The organism is Microbacterium sp. JZ31 (assembly GCF_016805985.1).
Lineage (GTDB): Bacteria > Actinomycetota > Actinomycetes > Actinomycetales > Microbacteriaceae > Microbacterium.
In genome coordinates, this window is the sequence record NZ_CP017661.1 from 2,850,437 (window position 1) to 2,872,535 (window position 22,099).

Genomic DNA, 22,099 nt, shown 5'->3' on the forward strand with positions numbered 1-22,099 from the left:
TCATCGTGGCCGCGCCTGCGCTCGGAGCCGGCGCACGTCCTCGACCATTACTCCCGCCCTGGCGAGGAAGGAGTGCTGGGATCGGACGTAATCCGAGATCTTCCGCAGGACGTCGTCGTCGTAGTACTTCGCCGGTCCCGTCTCCGCGATTGCGAGAAGCTCGAGCGGTGTCGAGAACGTCGCGACACCGTTCGGCAGGACGTCTGCGGGGAACAGCTCCGGCAGCCCTTCGACGTCGTCCGTGAGGAGACGGCCTCCCGACGCCAGCACATCGAAGATGCGATTGGAGATGAATCCCTGCTCCCGCATGTCGGCCCAGTGATCGTTCAGTGCCCACTCCGCGCTTCGGTAATACCGGCGCAACTCCTCGTTCGGGACGTAGCTGCCGGCGATGTACTTCTCGTCGACGAACTTCTCCCAGCCGTTGCCGTAGATTGCGACAGGCATTCCTGCGTTCGCCGTCTGCCACGCAGCCGGCCGGTATTGATTGCGCGAGTTGCCGACCATCAGCAGCCGGTCCTGAACCTCGGGCACCAACTGATCGTCGATGTAGAAGCGCTCCGGATCGGTGCACTGCAGCAGGGGGTTCACGTCGACGCCCCATTGCTCGGCGACGAGCCGCGGCCAGGACAGGCTCGCCGCGTAGCGGATGTCGTACGCCTCGAGCTCCTTCGCCGTCACGAGATCGGGATGGCTGATCACCCAGATGAGGCTCGTCGCTCCGACGGGAAGCTGCACGTCCTTCAGGCCGCGCAGGTTGACGACGACGTCGTCGGCGTTGGCCGTGGCTCGCTCGGCGTTCGGACCGTAGTCGACTGAGGCCCTGTGGCCGAGCGAGCGAAGCGCTGCCGCCAGCGAGTTCGCGAAATGGAAGTCGCCCCAGGAGGCCGCGCGCTCGTCCGCCGGGGCCGCGGTCTTGATCGACCACTGCAGGGGCTCGCTGGGCCGATCGACGACCCGCTCTGCCCACTGTCGGTCTCGCGGCCGCCACGTCGCGCTCGTCCATGCGGACGGGGCCTTGGGCGCCGAGATCGCCGTGAATCCATGGAATGTCGCCGCGACACCCGCCGCGCGCATCGCCTCCTCTGACCCCTGGGGGGCTTTCGGCCACAGAGCGGCGAACATGCGGACATCCGCTTCTGAGCCTTCCCTGCGCCCGAAGACCGATGCCTCCCGCAGCTGCACTGTGCTGCTCGTACTGAGGACCACCGGCTTCGACTCGTCGCGCGCCGCGCGCTGCGACATATCGACGTCGACCCAGAGCTGTTTGAGCTTGGTGTTCAGACCCGTGATCCTCCGCACCGTCGAAGCCCGAAGAAGCAGAGGCAGCGACGCGCCCGGTACGGCGACGGCGGTCGACTCCCACGCCGCCCACCCGGCCGGGAGCCCAGCGAGCAGGCCCACCGGGTCGCGGCCGTCCGGCGCATAGACGACACCGGCGTCAGAGATCAACCGCCGGGAATCGAGGACGACGGGATGCACCGCTGCGGCGTCGCTGTCCTCCATCTCGGAGACCAGGTCTGCGACGGTTCCTTCCTCGAAACGGTGATCCGCCGTCGTGACGAGGACCAGTTCTCCTCGTGCGGATCGCAGCGCATTGTTGATGCGAAGAGGCGGCCGATCCGACCCGCCTGCCATCGGCAGCACGCGTACATCAGCGACGGATGCGAACTCCACGAGCCAAGTGCTCTGGAGCGCGATCCACGAGGTGGAAGCGGGCACCACGATGATCTCGGCTTCCACGTCGCCCAGGTGTTCGGCGACGTTGGCGACGGCTGCCTGCGCGTCCTCGCCTCCCCGGGCGCCGTCGACGATGATCGAGACGAGTCCGGGCTCGATCCGGGCGATCTCGGTATCGACCCAGCGCCGTCGATCACGCACATAGAAGTTCCACGCGATGGACTGCGCCTCGCTGATGCGGTTCGGATCCTGGTCGTCCTCGCTGTAGCGCACGCCCACATACGGGACCTGAACCAGGTCGGTGAGTTCGCTCAAGGAGAGGATCAGGTCGTAGTCGACAGCGCGGAGAAGGGACTCGTCGAAGCCTCCGGTGCGATCGATGAGCGAGCGCCTCGCCACGATCGCGGTCTGATCAATGGAGTTGGCGACGCGGAGCGACTCGCGCGTTGCGGGGGTGGTCCGGTAGAGGGACTTGCCGTTCAGCGAGACCTCGACGACGGAATAGCCCGCGTCGTGGCCGTGAACCTCGAGGAACGCGACCATCGAGAGCAGGAAGTCGGGTTCCCACACCTTATCCGAATCGAGGAACGCGACATATGCGCCGCGCGCGTGGGCGAGTGCAGAATTGCGCGCCGCGCTCACGCCTCGGTGCTCCAGAAGCAACGGCTTGATCCGCGGATCGCGTGCTGCCTCGGCCTCGAGCACGAGCGCCGTGTCGTCGATGGAGCCGTCGTCCGCGACGATCAACTCCCAGTTCTCATAGGACTGCTGTGTGATCGACTCGAGCGCCGCCCGCAGGGAACCCGCGCGGTTCCACGTGGGAAGGATGACCGACACCAGAGGCGGCGTCTCAGCCCGCCGGCGGAAGACATTCAGTGCCTGCTCAAGAGCCCGGCTCGACTGCGGAGGCTCAGCGCTTCCGCGCGTCGGGGCGATGGCGTGCTCGATCGCTCTCCACTGCGTGAGGCGTTCCAGCAGGAACACGCGAGCTTCCTCGAGCGTCAGCCCCTCGCGGCTGAACGCCGCATCGACCGCATAGGGCAGCGGCCAGTCCGCGCCACGGTCTCGCAGGAAAGCGCTGAGAGGCCCGTAGTCACTCTTCTTCAGCTTCGCGTCGAGCTTCGACGGGTCGAACAGCGGGGAGGTCGACCGCTCCCACAAGCCGCCCTCGTTCCGCACATACGAGATGAGCGGATCCTGTCCCTCCGCGGACCATCGGTCCTGAACCAGCCACTGCTGGTTGAACAGCGGGTGAGGGGTGAACCCGCCGCGACGTCCCCGGGTCAGGTAGTGGATAATCGCCCGGTCTAGGGATGCGAACTCGCTGCCCACCTGCGCCGCGTACCACTCCTGATCGAAGATCAGCGACGCCTTGATCAGCCGGATCTCCTTCCCGTACGACTGCGCGGCGCGCTGCACCTCCGACTCCGCCATCGGGGCGACCACGGCCGCCGTCGCAAGAGGTGCGGGCGCCGGTTTGCTCAACTTGCCGCGCATGTTCCCGATCAGATGGCGCTCGAGCTTGCGCGCCGCCGAGAAAATCCGCGTGCTCAGCGCGCGCCGCGTGTCGACGAGCAGCAGAAGCACGGCGATCTGAAGCAGCCCGAGCAGGATGATCGCGACCGCCTCCGCGAACACTGCCGCGATCACGAGGGCTGTCAGCACTGCTGCACCGAGCAGCACCAGGGCGATCCTCCGCTTGTTCTTCACCTGACTCACTCCCCCCGCGAGACGCGCGTCGCGAACTCGCCATCCATGCAGTACCCCAACCCGGAGCTCGCGAGCTCGGCCGGATCACGGAGTACGTTGTGCTCACCCGGTCGGAACGGGTAGCTCGCTCGAGTGTCTCTCAAGAATTCCCGCACCGACGCCATCTCGTGCGGGTAGGTGCGCTCCGCCTCCGCGAGCAACCGTGCCGCGTCGAGGCCTGCTGGATCGAACCGCAGCGTGTCGAACTTGAGCAGAGGCAGACGCGCATCGAGCAGCAGGCGGTCGGCCAGCACGATGGCGGGGTTGTAGCGACGGAAGCGATCGTCGCCCCACGTGGGATTGATGCCGTGAACGGCCCCCTCGGCGCCCGGCTTGAGCCTGATCGTGTACTGGTGTCGGAAACGTGCCTTGGCCAGCTCCTGCTCCGACCGCGAGGCGCGGAAGTAGGCGCCGGCGTTGAAGCCGCCGTCCGCGAGCACCGTGGTCATGCCGACCTCGTAACGCAGGATCACCTGCATGCGGTCGGACACCGGCGTCATGTCACGCCAGAAGTTCTGGAAGGCCGCCGATCGCGCTGCCTGGCCGCTGACCGTGACGAAGAAGCTCTGGGCGTGGCCGCCATGATTCTCCGACCACGTCATGCCCATGAGGTCGTTCTCGCGGGCCGCGTCGCTCGTGACGATCTCCGACAACGGGACGAACGGGCCGACGAACGAGTCGTTGGAGATCACGATGCGGTCGTAGGCGCCGTAGTCGCCTACGAGGTCGAGCCCCCATTTGTAGCTGAAGAAGTCGTAGCCGAAGTTCGGGCGCATGACGAAGTCGACGTTCGGCGGCAACGCATCGACGTCCTCCTCACGGATGCCCGATGTGGAGACGACGACGACCCGGTCGGCCGCCGCGGCGTAGTTGGAGATGGTGTGCAGCGTGTGCCGTCGCAGAGTCCGGCCGACGTCGTAGTGGGCCATGACAACCAGCAACGACATATCGAGCCGCTCCTACAGCGAAGGTGCGGCAGTCCGGATGCGCCGCACATCGTATGGCGTCGCAGGCAGCGACGAACCAGGTGGGGGACGACATCACCCTACTGCACGGCATGAAACGATCCCGCGCACGGGTTCCGGCGCACGAACGGCGCCCATCGCACACGCCCGCATCACTTGTAAAGCCTCGCAGACGCAGCCCATGCGCTGACCTACCCTGAGAAGGAAGAAGCCGCGGGGCGGATGAGGAGTCGAGGCGTGGCCGCCGCAGAAGAAGAAGCACGCGAGGATGCATCCATGGGCGTCCGACCGTCGTCTCCCGCGCTGACGGGACCCGCAGCATCCCTTCTAGGGCTTCACCTGACGCCGTCACGACCGCGCATCAATCTGACGCTCCTCGATTTCGATCCGACTGCGGTCTTCGCGGGCGTGAAGACGGCAGTCGAAGCCGGCATGCTGCTGGGCGACCTCAGCGGCCGGGACGTGCGCCTCGTTCTGCTAAATCCGACACGTCGTGTCGGACCCGAACGAGAGCACTACATCGCCGCGGGACGGGCCTGGCTCGCAGACCATCTCCCGGGTGCGACTTGGGAGATCGTCTGCGACGACGATCTCCGTACGACGCGTTTCGGCACCGAGGACATCTGGGTCGCGACCCACTGGATGACGGCGCACGCACTTGATCGTGCGGCGCACGCCGGGCTCATCGAGCGACGGCAGGTCCTCTATCTCATCCAGGACTACGAACCGGACTTCTTCGCCGCGGACGAGGACCGAGTCGCCGCTGAGTCGACCTACGCGGCAGGCTTCACCCCCGTCGTCAACACGCGTCAGGTGGCGTCCTACCTGGAGTCGCGCGGTTTCGGCGCCGTCGCCCCCGCGCAGGTGTTCGCACCGCAGTTCGACACGGCGCAGTTGATGAAGACGGCTATGCTGCGCAGGCGCTCGGGCCGCCCGACGGTCTTCTTCTACGGGCGTCCCTCCAAGCCCCGGAACATGTTCGATCTCGGCGTGGCCGCGCTTCGGGTCGCTGCAGACGAACTCGCGCGCAAGGGCATCGAGGCCGACTTCATCATGGCCGGCGAACGAGGTCGCAACGTTGATCTGGGGAACGGCTCTACGCTGAGGAACGCCGGTGTCCTCACTCGACCGGACTACTTCTCGTTGATCTCACGCGTCGACGTCGGCCTCACCCTGCAGGCGACCCCGCATCCGAGCCACCTGCCGTTCGATCTGGCCATCTCCGGAGTGCCGGCGGTGACCAACGAGGTCGACGGTTCTCGCAACCGTATGCACACGCGCATCATCGCCGTGAACGGTACCCCGGAGATGCTGGGGACGGCGCTGGTCACTGCCCTCGTCTCCTCTCGCCAGGCATCCGGCGCCCGTTCGGCGTATCTGCCCGTCCGACAAGGTCAGATGGGCGTTCCCATCCGGGATGCGCTATCGGCCGCCCTCTCTGCCGTCGACAGGCGCGCTGCGACCGCGACCCCCAGTCCGTAGGACCGATCCGGCGTGTGACACGATGGGCTGGTGAAGGGCATCATCCTCGCCGGCGGTTCGGGCACGCGGCTGCATCCGATCACGCTGGGCGTTTCGAAGCAGCTCGTGCCGGTGTACGACAAGCCGATGATCTACTACCCGCTTTCGACGCTGATGCTGGCGGGGATCCGCGACATCCTGGTGATCACGACGCCGCATGATGCGCCCGCGTTCGAGCGTCTGCTGGGTGACGGGTCGCAGTTCGGCGTGTCGATCACGTTCGCGCAGCAGCCTTCTCCGGACGGGCTGGCGCAGGCGTTCACGATCGGGGCGGACTTCATCGGCGACGACAGGGTCGCCCTGGTGCTGGGCGACAACCTGCTGTACGGCCCCGGGCTCGGCTCGCAGCTGAAGCGGTTTGCCGAGGTCGACGGCGGTGCGGTGTTCGCGTACTGGGTGGCCGAGCCGTCGGCGTACGGCGTGGTGGAGTTCGACGAGACGGGCAAGGCGGTGTCGCTGGCGGAGAAGCCTGCGCAGCCGAAGAGCAACTACGCCGTGCCGGGGCTGTACTTCTACGACAACGACGTGGTGGAGATCGCGCGGGGCCTGAAGCCGTCGCCGCGTGGGGAGTACGAGATCACGGATGTGAACGCGGCGTACCTGGAGCGCGGCAAGCTCAGCGTGGAGGTGCTGCCTCGGGGCACGGCGTGGCTGGACACGGGGACGTTCGACCAGATGACCGACGCCGCGGAGTATGTGCGCACGATGGAGCGGCGGACGGGGTTGCGGATCGGTGTGCCGGAGGAGGTCGCGTGGCGGTCGGGGTTCCTGTCCGATGAGGAGCTGCGCGAGCGGGCGCAGAAGCTGGTCAAGTCGGGGTACGGGTCGTACCTCCTGGAGATCCTGGAGCGTGGACGCTGATGGCTCGTCTTCTCGTCACCGGCGGTGCCGGTTTCATCGGCTCGAACTTCGTGCACCACGTCGTGGCGCACACCGACGACCAGGTCACGGTGCTGGACAAGCTCACCTACGCCGGCAACCGGGCGTCGCTGTCGGGTCTGCCCGAGGACCGGGTGACGTTCGTGCAGGGCGACATCGCCGATGCGGCGCTGGTGGACTCCCTGTTCCGCGACGTGGACGCGGTCGTGCACTACGCGGCGGAGTCGCACAACGACAATTCCCTGAACGACCCGCGGCCGTTCCTGGACACCAACATCGTCGGCACGTACACGCTGCTGGAGGCGGCGCGGAAGCACGACGTGCGGTTCCATCACATCTCCACCGATGAGGTGTACGGCGATCTGGAGCTGGATGACCCGGCGCGGTTCACCGAGACCACCCCGTACAACCCGTCCTCGCCGTACTCGTCGACGAAGGCCGGCTCGGACCTGCTGGTGCGGGCGTGGGTGCGCTCGTTCGGGGTGCGCGCGACGATCAGCAACTGCTCCAACAACTACGGGCCGTACCAGCACGTGGAGAAGTTCATCCCGCGGCAGATCACCAACGTCCTGCGCGGCATCCGGCCCAAGCTGTACGGCACGGGTGAGAACGTGCGCGACTGGATCCACGCCGACGACCACTCCTCGGCGGTGCTGACCATCCTCGACAAGGGCAGCATCGGGCAGACGTACCTGATCGGCGCGGACGGCGAGCAGAACAACAAGGACGTCGTCGAGCTGATCCTGGAGCTGATGGGGCAGCCCCGCGACGCGTACGACCTCGTCACCGACCGCCCCGGCCACGACCTGCGCTACGCGATCGACTCCACCCGGCTGCGCACCGAGCTGGGCTGGCAGCCGCGGTATCAGGACTTCCGCTCCGGACTCGAGGCCACCATCGCCTGGTACCGGGACAACGAGGCGTGGTGGGCGCCCGCGAAGGACGCCACCGAGGCGTTCTACGCATCGAAGGGACAGTAGTGACCGAGCTGGGCAAGCAGCTGTCCGCCACCGCGACCGCGATCGAGGGCATGCTGCTGTTCGATCTGCCCGTCCACGGCGACGCCCGCGGATGGTTCAAGGAGAACTGGCAGCGCCAGAAGATGACCTCCCACGGTCTTCCCGACTTCGGCCCCGTGCAGAACAACATCTCCTTCAACGCCGAACGCGGCGTCACCCGCGGCCTGCACGCCGAACCGTGGGACAAGTGGGTCTCCGTCGCGACCGGTCGCGTGTTCGGCGCCTGGGTGGACCTGCGCGAGGGCCCCGGCTTCGGCGCCGTGTTCACCGCGGAGCTGGACCCGTCCAAGGCGATCTTCGTCCCCCGCGGCGTCGCCAACGGGTTCCAGACCCTCGAAGACGCCACCGCGTACACCTACCTCGTCAACGACCACTGGTCGCCCGACGCGTCGTACTCGTTCCTGAACCTCGCCGACGAGACCGCCGCGATCGAATGGCCCATCCCCCTCGCCGACGCGGAGATCTCCGACAAGGACCGCACCCACCCGCGCCTGGCCGACGCCGCCCCCATCCCGCCGCGCAGGATCCTCATCCTCGGCGCCGGCGGGCAGCTGGGCCGCGCGCTGCGCGCCTTGTTCGGCGACGCCCCCCATATCGAATACGCCACCCGCGCCGACCTCGACCTCGCCTCCCCCGACCTTCCCGCCGCACGCCGCTGGCGCGACTACGGCACCATCATCAACGCCGCCGCCCACACCGCCGTCGACGCCGCCGAGACTCCCGAGGGCCGCACCGCCGCGTGGACCGCGAACGTCACCGGCGTCGCCGCGCTGGCCCGCATCGCCGCCGACAACGGCATCACCCTCGTCCACGTCTCCAGCGACTACGTCTTCGACGGCACCGCCGCACGCCCCTACCGCGAGGACGACGCCGTCAGCCCCCTCGGCGTATACGGACAGACCAAGGCCGCCGGCGACGCCGTCGTCGCCGCGACACCGCGCCACTACATCGTCCGCACCTCCTGGGTCATCGGCGACGGCGGCAACTTCGTCGCCACCATGGCCTCCCTCGCCGCCCGCGGCATCGACCCCACCGTCGTCGACGACCAGACCGGCCGACTGACCTTCACCACCGACCTCGCCCGCGGCATCCGCCACCTCCTCGACACCCGAGCGCCCTACGGCCTCTACAACCTCACCGGCACCGGCGAACCCCGCACCTGGGCCCAGATCGCCTCCCGCGTCTACGAACTCACCGGCCACGACCCCGCCCGCATCACCCCCGTCACCACCCAGCAGTACTACGCCGGCAGCGACCACCCCATCGCCCCCGCCCCCGCAACAGCGTCCTCGACCTCACCCGCATCACCACCACCGGCTTCACCCCCGCCGACCACGAACACAGCCTCGCCAACCACCTCGCGGCTGCGGGACTCTCGTGATGCTCGACTTCCCCGTCTACGAGCCGCTCGTCCCGATCGATCGCGAGGCGACAGCGCGCGTGATCGACGATGCGTTCCTCACGGCGTACCGTCGCGACCCGATACCGAGCCATCTGCCCTCCCCTCGCTTCTACCATTCGGGAGCGGTCTATGACTGCGAGGGCGTGCTCGTGCCCGAGTCGCAGCGATGGGGCGGGTTCCGAGGGGACTTCCTGATCGCCAACGACCCTCCCCGTGTCGCCGTCGAAGCAGGCAGGGTGCTGGGCGGGACCTGGCTGTACCTGGGAAACTGGATGGGGCAATTCGGACACTGGATCACCGAGACGCTGCCGAACGCGTGGTCGCTGCCCGGAATGCGCGGCGACCTTCGCGGGATCATCGCGCACCCGTTCATCTTCGACAACCACGTTAAGGAGTGGCAGCGCCAGCTCCTCAACGACGCAGGCGCCTCGGGGCTGGACATCCTCATCGACTCCGCGAGCGCGTTCCGCGTCGAGCGTCTGGTCGTCCCGACTCGCCCCGTCGTGCTCAACGCCTTCGCGATGCCCGAAGCCGTCGAGGTCTGGGAGCGGGTCGCGCAGGCCGGTGCCGCCCGATCGCCTCATCGGCGCGTGTTCCTGTCCGTATCGGCCTGGCGCGAGTCGCAGGGGAGGACCATCCCGGGGCGCACGTTCGCGAACCAGCGCGAGACCGACGAGGTCTTCCGGAACGCCGGGTTCCACGTCGTCTCACCTGAGACGTTGACGGTCCGTGAACAGGTCGCTCTCGCACGAGACGCCGAGATCCTCGCGGGTTGGTCCGGCAGCGCTCTTCACCTCTCTGCCTTCGCGGGGAGCGACACGAGGATCCTCGAACTGGGAGACGTCCGCTCGGGAGCCGCGCCCGTTCCTCAGCAGCGAGTGCTGACCGCGGTTCGCCGCCAGCCGCATGGCTTCATCCCCGTGATGCAGATGCCCGGGGATGCGGCGGCATACGACGTCTCCCGCCTCGCGGCGCTCGTCAGCGATCTCTCTGTCTGAGCCACCACCGCGCGATCACACCAGGCGGGATGCGAAGTCGAGGCTCTGGCTCTTCAGCTGCTCCCAGAGCTCTTCTCGTCTCCCGGCGATGCGTGAGCTCAGAGCATCCTCGTTCTTAATGAAGAACTCGAGCTTACCGATCATCGCGTCGGCCATCCTGTCGAGCTCGTCGCGACTCATGTCGCGTCGACGCGGCACGGCGCAGAGGAAGTCGTCGTCGCCGAAGTAGTCGCGCGGCATGCCCCGCCTGGCCTGCATGCCGATGAAGGCCGCGGGGGCGTCGAACGCCATGAACGGCAACCAGCCGTGCAGTCGCTTGCCGAACGCGAACCGGCCGCCTGTGTAGCGGTGCCCGAAGCCGGGGTACTTGGCCAGCGCTGCGTTGAATCCCTCGTTGAACTCGCGTCCTGCCGGCTCCTCGCGCAGGAAGTCCTCCAGGAGATCTCGGTCTTGGTCGATGACCGGGATGAGATCGAGCATTCTGCGGTTTGAGTCGCCACCAGCGTTGATCATCGACCGCACCTCGAGACCCTGCGACTCCGCGAAGGCGACGAACCGGCGTAGTGGATGATCAGCCACGTTCTGCTCCGTGAAGAGGAAGTCGTCGAGGTTGACGACGACGACATCGTGCTTGCGCTTCTTGACCTTGAGCAGACGATCCGTGAAGAGTGAGGCGCAGGGCGCCCATTCGGACTCGACCCCGGCGATTTCGCGGATGAACTCCGATTCCTTCGTGGCGCGCACGACGATGCTGCGCGAACGCGATGTGACGCGGCGCACGCTCTCGACCTCCTCATCGGTTGGCCTGCCGAGAATCCCCGTTGACCACAGGTGGAACGTCTTCCCCTCGAACCGCCCCCACTGCTTCTGCAGTTTGGAGTGCAGGTGACGGGACGAGTGCGTCTGCACGAACATGCCACCAGGTCCGATGACCACGTTCTCATGATCGCGATCGCCGACTTTGAGGTACTTCGGCTCGCTCACATAGCGGAAGTCGAGATCGATAACACCGTCGAACAGCTTCCGCGTCACCTCGTAGAGCAGAGCATCGCCCGCGTTGCCGCGCACGCCGCAGGTGATCCAGAGCGCGTGCTTGGGTGCGGCGCGCTTTCTGAACAGAGATCTCACGAGCGCGGTTCTCCAGCAAAGCGGTCGATCTGCTCCTCGAGCATCCGACGATAGCGCTCGGCGAAGTGCTCGAGCGAGAAGTGCTCTTCGAACACCAGTCGATTGCGCTCGCCCCATCCACGTCGATCGCGCCGGCCGAGTTCAGCGGCCGCGTCGTCGAGGGTCTCCTCGGACACGAAAGCGACGTTGTCGTCGAGGTTCACCTCCGGGTTGCCCCCGACCGGGCTCAGGATGAGGGCCTTGCCCGCGCGCATCGCCTCGAGGGTGGCGAGATCGAAGATCGAGTTGCGGTGCATCATCACGTAGTAGTCCGCGTAGTCGAGCAGCGCGAGCAACCGGTCGTGGGTCATCCGTTCGCCGACGAGGCGCGCGTCGAACCTCCACGACGACTGCTGAGATTTCACCTGGTCGAAGAGCGCCCGGCTCATCGCCGAGCCGATGCCGACCCACACGACCTTGCGGCCGGAGGCCTCCGCGTGGCGCTGCAAGAGCGCGGGGACGCGGTCGAGCCCCTTGTCCTCGTTCCAATCGCCGACGCTCAAGAACACGTCGGTCCGGGCGTCCTTCTCGGGCAGGTTCAGCTTGCGCCGCAGCTCGGCGCCGAGTGCCTGAGCCGCCGCGGGGTGGGCGTTGTGATCGACGGCTGAGACCGTGTTGTACAGCGCGCTCTCGGCGAAAGTCGTGACCTCGACCACGCGCGGATGCGCTGTGGCGCGGAATGTCTCGCGCGCCCCGATACTCGGGAAGTACATCTTCTCCGCGTTACCGCAGATGATCTCCTCAAGCCGGTTCGCCACGGTGATCTCGTGCGCGCTCGGCTCCTGACCAATCGAGCGCATCTCCTGCAGCGTGCTGCCCTGCTGGTGGTACACGATCACGTAGGGCAACCCCAGCTGGTAGGCGCCGAAGGCGCTCCCCAGCTCATGGCACACGAGAAGCACCTGCCGGCCCGCGTCACGCGCGGCGAGGATGTCGGGGTGGGTGCGGATGTGCTCGCCGCCGAGGATGATGTCCGCGATCTTGCCGCGCACGCCCCGTAGGCGCGGCGCGAGCTGCGCACGCATCTCCTCCTTGTCGCCGTCGTCGAACACGTACCGCAACTCGTCGTCACCAAGGGCGTCGCCCAGCGCGAGCCGCTGGGTCGCGAGCACGCCCGCGGGACCGCCCGTGCGCCCCCGGCTCGGATCGTATTCACGGTAAGCGCAGTTGAAGACGATGCGCCGCAATTGCGCGGCCTCTGCGTCCTTCGCGTCGGGCGCGAGCAGTCCTCGCAGGAACGCCCGCTCGCCCGCGACGTCGTGACGCTTCTCCATGTCGCCGAGCGAGTCGAAGTAGTGACCGTATTCCTCGCTGCCGTCCAGGCTCGAGAAGCCGTAGACGTCGACGCCGTCAAGATTCCCACGGGCCTGCCTGAGCGCCCAGATCACTTGCGCGCCGCTCGTCGGCAGCATCAGCCCCGACGCCTCGCGCAGGCTCCGCTTCGTCTCGGCGCCGATGAACGACACCTTCGCCGGAGAGAAGAGCGTGTCGCGATAGAGGATGTCGCGGTGCTCCGGACGCTCCACCACGTTGTGGAGGAAGTCCATCTCCCACAGGACGAGATCGAACCGCTCAAGGTCGTACCGGTCGCGCACGTCGCCGTGCGCACCGCGTACCCAGACATCGGTCCGGGAGCCGTAATCGGCAGCGAAGGTGTCGGGGAAGTTATTGAAGCGGATCACGACGTCGTGCGCGTCGATCTCCACCCCACGGCCCGTGCCGACGTTACCGGGGCCGTTGCCGACTACGGCGACGCTCTTCCCCGCGACAAGCCGCGCGAGCGGATCGGTGGCGAGGTTCTCGATCAGCACGTCGTCGATGGCCGCAGCCTGGTCGACGCGCGCCGACCGCACGCCGATCTCGCGCGCGAAGCTGGCGACGGGCAGCACGTCGGCGATCCCGTCGATTCCGTACTTGGCGGCGTACGTGCGCAGCACGTGCTCCGCGGTCTCGCGGTCTCCACTTTCCAGCAGGACCGCGCAGAAGACGAGCCATGCGGAGGGGTGGAGCTCGACCCATGCGATGGAATTGCGACTGAGTGAGCGCGCCTGCTCGACCAGACGCGGCGTCGCCCCCTGGTCGCGCCACTCGGCACGCCAGATGTGGAACTCCTCCACCCGGTGCGGAGCGACGTCGTGGGTGTCGACGACGAGCGGATCGGCCCAGAGCCGGCGCCCCGGCACGCGGGGATCGATGCCGAGCAGGACTCGAACCCTTCTGACCATCGAGCGTCCGGTGCGGGTTTTCTTGACACGAGCGATGAGCGCGCGCGTCAACGGAATCCTCTTCAGGCGCTTGAGCAGCTTCATGTTCCTCGGAAGGGGTCGGGGACGGCCGGGTCGCCGCGCCCCCAACGGTATCCCACGCCCTTGAGGAGACTCCGAGTGCGGTCGATCGACCAGAGGCGGGATAACGTACACACTTGGTGCCCGCGGCACGTTTCCCCTGTCGACTCCCACTTCCCTGGAGCGCTCCCCCTTGATCCGCACGTCGACGCTGCACGAGCCGTCCGCCCCCACGAGTGCTCCCTCACCATCGCTCGACCCTCTGAAGCCCTCGGACTTCCGTCCTGACATCCAGGCACTGCGAGCCCTCGCTGTCGTGAGCGTGCTTCTCTACCACCTGTGGCCTGAGCACCTGACGGGCGGATTCGTCGGCGTCGATGTCTTCTTCGTGATCAGCGGATTCCTGATCACACTGCATCTCCTGCGCGAACGCGAGAAGACCGGACGAATCGCGATCGGTCGTTTCTGGGCGAGGCGCGCAGCACGCCTGCTGCCCGCATCCCTCATCGTGCTGCTGACGACGGCGGTGCTCGTCGTCGTGATCGTGCCCCGTTCTCTGTGGCAGCAGTTCCTCGGAGACATCCTGGCGTCGACCTTCTACGTCCAGAACTGGAACCTGATGGCCGCAAGCGTCGACTACCTTGCTGCAGACAACGCGCCCTCACCGGAGCAGCACTTCTGGACGCTGTCCGTCGAGGAGCAGTTCTATGTTCTGCTTCCGATCCTGCTGATCTCGGCGATCGCCGTCTTCCGCTCGCTGCCGTGGCGTCGCGTCGTCTTCGCCACGCTGGCAATCGCCGTGGTGTCCTCGTTCGGATACGGCATCTGGTTGACCTCGAATGCTCCCAGCGAAGCGTACTTCTCGACGTTCACGCGGGCGTGGGAGTTCGGCGTCGGCGCCCTGCTCGCATTCGCTCCTGCTGTCGCCTCACGCGCAGCCGCCTCCGCGCTCAGCGCCGTCGGCATCGCAGCGATCGCACTTTCCGTGGTGCTTTATGAGGGCGGGAGCACACCCTTCCCCGGCTCCGCCGCGCTGCTGCCCGTGCTGGGGACGGCGGCGGCCATCGCGGGTGGTGCGGGCTCGTTTCTCACGTCCGCAGGAAGGATGGCACCGGTTGCCTTCACGGGTCGCATCTCGTACGCCGTCTATCTCTGGCACTGGCCGCTGATCGTGCTCGTTCCTTTCGTCACGGGGACGGTGTTGATGGCCTGGCAGAAGTTCGTCATCGTGGCGGTGACGTTCCTGCTGGCGTGGTTGTCGACCGACTACTTCGAGAACGTCGTTCGAAGCTCCCCGCGCCTCCTCGCCGGACGACGTCCGGTGGTCGTCGGCGCCTTCGCCGCGGTGGGGATGCTCGCCGTGACCAGTGTGGCTGTGAGCGGTTTCGCCGTGCAACGCGCGGAAGCCGCGCAGGTCGCGCTGATCGCGGACGACCTCGCGCAATCACGGCCACCGTGCTTCGGCGCCGGGGCGATGGACCCGGATCGCGTCGGCGTCTGTGAGGGAGAGGAGTACGGCCAGCTGGTCCCCGCCTTCGCGGAGATCGAGGGCGACGACGCCAACCGCTCGGATTGCTGGTCCGGAGGCACCGACGCCACCCTGCGCATCTGCACGCTCGGCCCCGAGAAGGACTTCGACAAGCATGTCGTCGCGCTGGGCGACTCCCATGGCAACGCTCTCCTCGGCGTATACGAAGAACTCGCCGAGTCTCTCAATTGGCGAGTCGACGTAGCCGGTCGCGGTGCGTGCTGGTGGACGGATCAGCACCTTGAGCACAAGCCTGAGCAGACGCCCTACTGCGAGAAATGGCGCGCCGCCGTAAACGCCTACGTGGCTGAGACCGAGGGTGTGGACGCCTATCTCACGACGCGCTTCGCCGGCGACGCGACCGGAGACGAGGCCGACGTCGAGGGGCTGCTGTCCGCGTGGGCACATCGCCCCGACTCCGACACGCCCGTCGTGGCGATCCTGGACAACCCTCAGATGGAAGGCGACCCGGTCCGATGCGTCGAGGAAGATCCCGCAGCCGCCGCCGCTGCAATGACCTGCGCCCTGCCCCGAGACGAGGCCCGCGGAGATCCGGCGCTGGAAGAGGCTGCTGACCGCGACGGAAATGCGTCGATGATCGACATGACCGACCACTACTGCACCTCCACGATGTGCCCCGCGGTGCTCGGCGGCGTCATCGTCTACCGCGATCCGCACCATCTGACAGCCACTTTCGCCTCGAGCCTTGCGCCCTATCTGATCGAGCGGATCGTGGCCGCCGTGGGTTGAAGAAGGGCCATCCCACGCACGGACGCGTTGCGCTTCCCCCATCCGGTGGATGCGCCGGAGCACTGCCGCCCGAGATCTACAGTGGGGACGACGTCCCATCCGCGAACCGAGGAGCAGCACGATGAGCCAGTCGCACCGACCCGGGGTCGTCGCGATCATCCCCGCACGAGGCGGATCGAAGGGCGTGCCGCGGAAGAACGTGCTGCCGGTCGCGGGCGTCCCGCTCGTCGCGCGCGCCGTCACGTCCGCGCTCCGATCGGGATCCGTCGATCACGTGTACGTCTCGACGGATGACACCGAGATCGCGGCTGTCGCGACTGCCGCCGGAGCCTCCGTCATCCATCGGCCGGCCGAGATCGCCGGCGACACAGCTTCCTCCGAGAGCGCCATCTTGCACGCGATGGACGAGATCGAGGCCGGCGGCGTGGCGATCTCGACCGTGGTGTTCCTCCAGGCGACTTCCCCGTTCATCCCGGCCGAAGGGATCGCCGAGGCCGTGGAGCTGGTCGACGGCGGAGGGTTCGACAGCGCGTTCTCCGCCTTCGAGACCTATGGATTCCTCTGGCGTCGCGGCGCCGAGGGCACTGCCGAGGCGATCAATCACCAGGCGCACCACCGCCCGCGGCGACAGGACCGCGAACCGCACTATCTTGAGACCGGCGCCTTCTACGTGTTCTCGGCCGCGGGCTTCCGCGCAGCCGGGCACCGCTTCTTCGGACGCATCGGCATCGTCGAGGTGCCGGAGCGGTCGGCAATCGAGATCGATGACGCGACGCAGTTCGCGATGGCCGGTGCGCTCGCCCACCTCATCGAGCAGCCGGACGCGATCGACGTCGACGCGATCGTCACCGACTTCGACGGCGTGCACACCGACGACACCGCCACGGTGGACACAGAGGGCGGCGAGACCGTCCGGGTGAGCCGTTCCGACGGCATGGGCGTCGCACTGCTGCGCCGCACCGGCATCCCCTTTCTGATCCTCTCGACCGAGACCCACCCGGTCGTGCGCGCCCGCGCCCGGAAGCTGCAGGTCCCGATCATTCACAGCGTGGGGGACAAGGCCGCTGCGATTGCGGAGTGGGCCACGGAGAACGACGTCGACCTCGCCCGCACGGCTTACCTCGGCAACGACGTCAACGACCTCGGAGCGATGCGACTCGTGGGATGGCCGATCGCGGTTGCCGACGCCCGCCCGGAAGTCATCGCCGCCGCGCGGGTCGTGCTGACGCGCAAGGGTGGCGCGGGAGCGGTGCGTGAGCTGATCGACCGGGTGCTCGCAGGGCGATAGCCCACGCGCGCGTCAGGAGGCGTACACGAGGCGCACCGACGGCGCGGCTAGGATGAGGACATCGTGCCCGGAACCGGACACGGAGATACGAAAAGGTGAGCAATGCCGACCGAGAAGGTTGTCATCGGGGACCACACCATCGGTGATGGCGCTCCTGTGTACGTGATCGCGGAGATCGGACTGAACCACAACGGTGACGTCGACAACGCCAAGAAGCTCATCGACGTCGCGGTCGACGCGGGCGCGCAGGCCGTCAAGTTCCAGAAGCGCACGCCCGACATCGCGACGCCCGAGCACATGAAGCAGACCCCGCGCGAGACGCCGTGGGGCACCATGACGTACCTCGAGTACCGCTACCGCGTCGAGTTCGAGAAGCCCGAGTACACCGAGATCGCGGCGTACGCCAAGGAGAAGCGCGTCGCCTGGTTCGCCTCTCCGTGGGACGAGCCTTCCGTGGACTTCCTCGAGGAGATGGGCGTCACGACCCACAAGGTCGCGTCCGCGTCGGTCACCGACCTCGGCATGCTGCGCAAGCTCGCCGCGACCGGCAAGCCGATCATCCTCTCGACCGGCATGTCGACCATCGAGCAGATCGACACCGCGGTGGAGATCCTCGGCACCGACAAGCTCGTGCTCATGCACGCGACGAGCACGTATCCGCTGCCGGCCGAGGAGGCGAACCTCCGCACGATCCACACGCTGCAGGAGCGCTACCAGGTGCCGGTCGGCTACTCGGGCCACGAGCCGGGTCTGCAGATCTCCATCGCCGCCGTGGCTCTCGGAGCGGTGGCCGTCGAGCGCCACATCACGCTGGACCGCACGATGTGGGGCAGCGACCACGCCGCGAGCCTCGAGCCGCATGGGTTCAAGAACCTCGTGCGCGACATCCGCGTGATCGAGGCCGCCCTCGGCGACGGCGTGAAGCGCGTCTTCCCGGGCGAGCTCGCGCCCCTCAGCAAGCTGCGTCGGGTCGACGGCTGACCCGCACCCAGGACCGCGAAGTCGGGGAGCAGCGCCTGCTGTGGTGCCTGCTCCCCGAATTCGACATCCAGTTCTCCCGCCCGCGTTCGCGCCGCCCGCTGCGCGCTCGCGCGGCGTCCCTCGTGGTGCCGGAGTCGCTGCGCCCCTACCTGCGTTCGCGCACGCGGCGCGCGCACGGCGGCCTCATCGTCACCCGGTCGCCGAACGAGGAGCGCGCACTCGCTCCCGTGATCGGGGTCGCGCCGGATCTGCGGCGTGCGAGCGAGACCGCCATCGCGGGCTCCGCTGCACTCGACGCGGTCACGCGGCGCGTGAAGCAGCGCGTCGACGCGTTCCTCGATCGGCACGACCGTCCCGAGCTGCGTGCCTCGTGGCGCCATGCGGTCAACGCAACCCAGCATGAGCTGCGCCGTCTCGAGAACGTCGATCTGACGCCGTACCGCTACATCCTGCTCGCGCGCCAGACCCATCCGCTGCTGCGCGCGCTCATCCTGCGCGCCGAAGAGCAGGGCGTGCCCGTGATCTACGTGCCGCACTCCCCCCTCACGCGCTTCCAGGTGGACCTGCCCGTGTCATTCGCCGCGCTGCGGGGCGACGCCGAGCGGACATGGGTGGCCGCGACTGCGGGGATCGATCCCGAGCGGATCGCCGTTGTCGGCAATCCGAGCACGGACATCACGCGGCTGCCGTCTCCCGACATCGCCGGCTCCGGCGTGCCCGGCGTCTTCGCCGTCTCCCCCGATCCGGAGCAGGATCTGCACCGCATGTTCACCATGCTCACGCACGCGGGGCTCGAAGAGGTGCTCGTCGCGCCGCACCCGCGCTCCGACATCGCGATGCTGGAACGCCTCATGCCGACGACGTGGTCGCTGCACCGCGACGGGCTGACGGTCGACCTCCTGCGGCACGGTCCTCGCTGGGTTATCCAGAACTCGAGCGGTGTGGCGTGGGAGTCGGCGCTGCTCGGCATCCCGACCGCGGACATCCGGCTCGACGAGCGCCCGCCTGCGTATCCGTTCCTCGAGGACGAGCAGGTGTTCCCTGCCCTGCACTCGGCCGAGGACGTGCGCGCCTTCGTGGCGGGTGCGGGAGACGTCGATCGCGCCCGCCTGCAGGCGCTCGCGCACAGCTGGTGCGCCACGGACGGCGAGGAGGCCGTCTCGCTCACGCACGAGCTGCTGGCGCGCGTCTCGTCGAGCGAGCCCCGCATCGTGGATGCGTGGGCCCCCGGCGGCGTGCTGCACCGCACCTCGGCCCTCGCGGACCTCTGACCCTCAGGCCCCCGTGGTCACCGGCGCGTGCGCGTGCTGCACGAAGGCGCGGATGCGCTCGCCGAACAGCTCGCGACTGAAGTCCTCGGCGCGCGCACGACAGGCCCGGGCGTTCGAGCGGAGGGTCAGCTCGAGGGCGGCGCGCAGCTCGAGCGGCGACTCCCAGTCGTGCACGTGAGCGCCCGTGACGCCGTCCACGACCGACTCGGCGACGCCGCCGTACGCGTTCGCCAGCACGGGGGTACCCGACGCCATGGCCTCCACAGCGACGATGCCGAAGTCCTCGATCGCCGGGAACACGAGGGCCGCCGCCCTGCGGTAGATCGCCCGCAGCAGCGGCCGCGACGGGAAGTGCACGAACTCCACACGTGCCCGCGACCGTTCCGCCAGCGCGCGCAGGCGCGCCTCGTCCGGGCCACGCCCCGCGATCACGACCGGCCGGCCGGTGGCCTCGCCCGTGGTGATCGCGGCCTCCAGCCGTTTGTAGGGCACCCACCGGGAGATCGCCAGCAGGAACCCTTCGGGAAGCGCGTCCAGCACGGCCTGGTCGGCGTCGCCGAGCTCCGGCGGCGTCGCGAACACCGTGGTGTCGACGGGCGGATGGATCACCACCGCCTCACGCTCCCACGTGTGCGCGATCCGGTCGGCGACGAACCTGCTGTTCGCCGCGATCGCGGTCGCCTCCTGCGCGCGCTTGCGATCGAGCGGCTTGAAGGCGCGGGCGGCGAGGCGCACCGGCAGGCTCGCCCCGCGTCGATCCAGCTCGGGTGTCCAGATGTAGCGCGCGGGCGTGTGGGCGTAGACGTACTTGGGCATGTCGCGCGCCGCGCCGCCGAAGCGCGCGTGATGCGCGAACAGGTGGCTGCTGACGAGCATCCACTCCGCCGGGATCTCGGGAAGCCCCCGCCACACGGCCGGCATCAGCGGCAGCGCGAGCGTCTTGCTGTGGCGCAGCGGCGTGCGGGCGAGCGCGGTCTCGTGGACATCGCGGAAGCGGCCGTGCGAGTCGTCCCAGAGCGACCAGGCTGCGGCGTCCGGGAACGCCTCGCGCATCGCCTCGAAAACGTTCTCCGCGCCGCCGGAGTGCTCAAGCCACTCGTGCACGATCACGCCTGACAAAACAGTGACTCCCTTGGACGGCGACGGATCGAGTTTACGCTCCCCCGCGTGAATGACCGCCTTGAGCGCGCGGAGGCCACCGGCCGCCCTGAGGCGGTGTGGCCCGTCGTCCATGGGAGGATGGAGACCGTGCGTGCGCGCCCCCGACGCGCCGACAGGATGGGAGTGAATCCGGATGAAGCTGAGCGTGATCGGCTGCGGGTACCTCGGCGCGGTCCACGCCGCCGCCATGACGTCGCTGGGCCACGACGTCGTCGGCATCGACGTCGACGAGGCGAAGATCGCCAAGCTCTCCGCGGGCGAGACGCCGTTCTTCGAACCGGGCCTCCCCGAGATCCTGTCCGCGGGCATCGCGTCCGGCCGCCTCTCCTTCAGCACCGACATGGCCGACGCGGCCGACGCCGATGTGCACTTCATCGCCGTCGGCACGCCGCAGCGCCGTGACGGCGCCGGCGCCGACCTCCGCTTCGTCGACAGCTCCGTGCAGTCGCTGCTGCCCCACCTCAAGCCGGGCGCACTCGTCGTCGGCAAGTCGACCGTCCCGGTCGGCACCGCCGCGCGGCTGGCCGAACTCGTGAACCCGACCGGCGCGCGCCTCGCCTGGAACCCCGAGTTCCTGCGCGAGGGATTCGCGGTCAAGGACACCATCGAGCCCGACCGCCTCGTCTACGGCGTCGCGACGGAGTCGAAGGATCAGGACACCGCGATCCTCGACGAGGTGTACGCGAGCGCCATCTCGTCGGGCACCCCCCGCATCGTGACCGACTACGCCACGGCGGAGCTCGTCAAGGTCGCGGCGAACTCGTTCCTGGCGACGAAGATTAGCTTCATCAACGCGATGGCGGAGATCGCCGAGGTCACGGGCGCCGACGTCACGCAGCTCGCCGACGCGATCGGCCACGACGCGCGCATCGGCCGCCGCTTCCTGAACGCCGGCGTGGGCTTCGGCGGCGGCTGCCTGCCGAAGGACATCCGCGCCTTCGCCGCGCGCGCGGAAGAGCTCGGCCGCGGCGAGTCCGTCGCCTTCCTGAAGCAGGTCGACGAGATCAACCTGCGCCGCCGTCAGCGCCTGGTCGACCTCGTCGTCGACTCGTTCGACGGCCGCGTGTTCGGCCGCCGCGTGGCGGTGCTCGGCCTCGCGTTCAAGCCCGACTCCGACGACATCCGCGACTCTCCCGCGCTCGACGTCGCCGTGCGTCTGAAGGGCCTCGGCGCCGAGGTCGTCTCGCATGACCCGGAGGCCATCCCCAACGCCCTCCGGCTGCACCCGCAGCTCACCTACGCCGACTCCGTCGACCAGGCGCTCGAGGGCGCCGAGGCGGTCGTCGTCGTCACCGAGTGGAAGCAGTACCGCGAGCTGGATGCCGCCGCCACCGCGGCGAAGGTCGCGCGGCCCGTCGTGTTCGACGGACGCAACGTGCTCCACCCGGGAGCCTGGCGCGCGGCGGGCTGGACCTACACCGGCATGGGGCGCTGACGCCCCGCACGTCTCAGCGC

General features: G+C 68.2%; 14 protein-coding genes and 1 pseudogene. 10 read left to right on the forward strand and 5 right to left on the reverse strand.

Annotation, left to right across the window (positions count from 1 at the left end; all coding sequences use genetic code 11):
- Both BJP60_RS13625 and BJP60_RS13630 read right to left on the reverse strand, forming a co-directional pair.
- The gene (locus BJP60_RS13625; RefSeq protein WP_203136353.1) at positions 1 to 3,390 is read right to left on the reverse strand and encodes a glycosyltransferase; all 3,390 of its coding nucleotides are present in this window, start codon (positions 3,388 to 3,390) and stop codon (positions 1 to 3) included.
- Positions 3,391 to 3,395: 5 nt separating this feature from the next.
- Positions 3,396 to 4,376: a rhamnan synthesis F family protein gene (locus BJP60_RS13630; RefSeq protein ID WP_203136355.1), complete on the reverse strand. Its 981-nt coding sequence runs from the start codon at positions 4,374 to 4,376 to the stop codon at positions 3,396 to 3,398.
- A gap of 255 nt (positions 4,377 to 4,631) precedes the next feature.
- Here BJP60_RS13630 and BJP60_RS13635 point away from each other — a divergent pair, with 255 nt between their 5' ends.
- The 5 genes and pseudogenes from BJP60_RS13635 to BJP60_RS13655 all read left to right on the forward strand — a co-directional run bounded on the left by BJP60_RS13635 (position 4,632) and on the right by BJP60_RS13655 (position 10,213).
- Positions 4,632 to 5,876, forward strand: a complete 1,245-nt coding sequence (locus BJP60_RS13635) for a rhamnosyltransferase WsaF family glycosyltransferase (protein ID WP_203136356.1) — start codon at positions 4,632 to 4,634, stop codon at positions 5,874 to 5,876.
- Between the two features lie 30 nt (positions 5,877 to 5,906).
- On the forward strand, positions 5,907 to 6,776 hold the full coding sequence (gene rfbA / locus BJP60_RS13640; protein ID WP_203136358.1) for a glucose-1-phosphate thymidylyltransferase RfbA: 870 nt from the start codon (positions 5,907 to 5,909) through the stop codon (positions 6,774 to 6,776).
- Positions 6,776 to 7,774, forward strand: coding sequence for a dTDP-glucose 4,6-dehydratase (gene rfbB / locus BJP60_RS13645; protein WP_203136360.1), 999 nt, complete (start codon positions 6,776 to 6,778; stop codon positions 7,772 to 7,774). Before rfbA ends, rfbB begins: the two co-directional genes overlap by 1 nt.
- A 50-nt stretch (positions 7,775 to 7,824) precedes the next feature.
- Positions 7,825 to 9,194, forward strand: a pseudogene (locus tag BJP60_RS13650) (sugar nucleotide-binding protein).
- A 170-nt stretch (positions 9,195 to 9,364) separates the two neighbouring features.
- On the forward strand, positions 9,365 to 10,213 hold the full coding sequence (locus BJP60_RS13655; RefSeq protein WP_238439664.1) for a glycosyltransferase family 61 protein: 849 nt from the start codon (positions 9,365 to 9,367) through the stop codon (positions 10,211 to 10,213).
- Positions 10,214 to 10,228: 15 nt separating this feature from the next.
- Here BJP60_RS13655 and BJP60_RS13660 read toward each other — a convergent pair whose 3' ends face one another.
- Entirely contained in the window at positions 10,229 to 11,341 is a 1,113-nt protein-coding gene (locus tag BJP60_RS13660; protein ID WP_203136364.1) for a polysaccharide pyruvyl transferase family protein, read from the reverse strand.
- Entirely contained in the window at positions 11,338 to 13,689 is a 2,352-nt protein-coding gene (locus BJP60_RS13665) for a glycosyltransferase family 29 protein (protein WP_203136365.1), read from the reverse strand. Before BJP60_RS13665 ends, BJP60_RS13660 begins: the two co-directional genes overlap by 4 nt.
- A gap of 169 nt (positions 13,690 to 13,858) precedes the next feature.
- Between BJP60_RS13665 and BJP60_RS13670 the strand changes: the two genes are divergently transcribed.
- From BJP60_RS13670 to BJP60_RS13685, 4 genes are all read left to right on the forward strand, one after another.
- Positions 13,859 to 15,943, forward strand: coding sequence for an acyltransferase family protein (locus BJP60_RS13670; RefSeq protein WP_257793729.1), 2,085 nt, complete (start codon positions 13,859 to 13,861; stop codon positions 15,941 to 15,943).
- Positions 15,944 to 16,064: 121 nt separating this feature from the next.
- Positions 16,065 to 17,231: an acylneuraminate cytidylyltransferase gene (locus BJP60_RS13675; protein ID WP_203136369.1), complete on the forward strand. Its 1,167-nt coding sequence runs from the start codon at positions 16,065 to 16,067 to the stop codon at positions 17,229 to 17,231.
- A 102-nt stretch (positions 17,232 to 17,333) separates the two neighbouring features.
- Positions 17,334 to 18,212 (forward strand): N-acetylneuraminate synthase family protein, encoded by an 879-nt coding sequence (locus tag BJP60_RS13680; RefSeq protein ID WP_203136370.1) that lies wholly within the window; start codon positions 17,334 to 17,336, stop codon positions 18,210 to 18,212.
- Between the two features lie 122 nt (positions 18,213 to 18,334).
- On the forward strand, positions 18,335 to 19,483 hold the full coding sequence (locus BJP60_RS13685) for a hypothetical protein (RefSeq protein ID WP_203136371.1): 1,149 nt from the start codon (positions 18,335 to 18,337) through the stop codon (positions 19,481 to 19,483).
- A gap of 3 nt (positions 19,484 to 19,486) precedes the next feature.
- Here the strand turns inward: BJP60_RS13685 and BJP60_RS13690 are convergent, their stop codons facing one another.
- Positions 19,487 to 20,587: a glycosyltransferase gene (locus BJP60_RS13690; RefSeq protein WP_238439445.1), complete on the reverse strand. Its 1,101-nt coding sequence runs from the start codon at positions 20,585 to 20,587 to the stop codon at positions 19,487 to 19,489.
- A 190-nt stretch (positions 20,588 to 20,777) separates the two neighbouring features.
- Between BJP60_RS13690 and BJP60_RS13695 the strand changes: the two genes are divergently transcribed.
- Positions 20,778 to 22,079, forward strand: a complete 1,302-nt coding sequence (locus tag BJP60_RS13695; protein WP_203136374.1) for a UDP-glucose dehydrogenase family protein — start codon at positions 20,778 to 20,780, stop codon at positions 22,077 to 22,079.
- Positions 22,080 to 22,099: the final 20 nt, after the last annotated feature.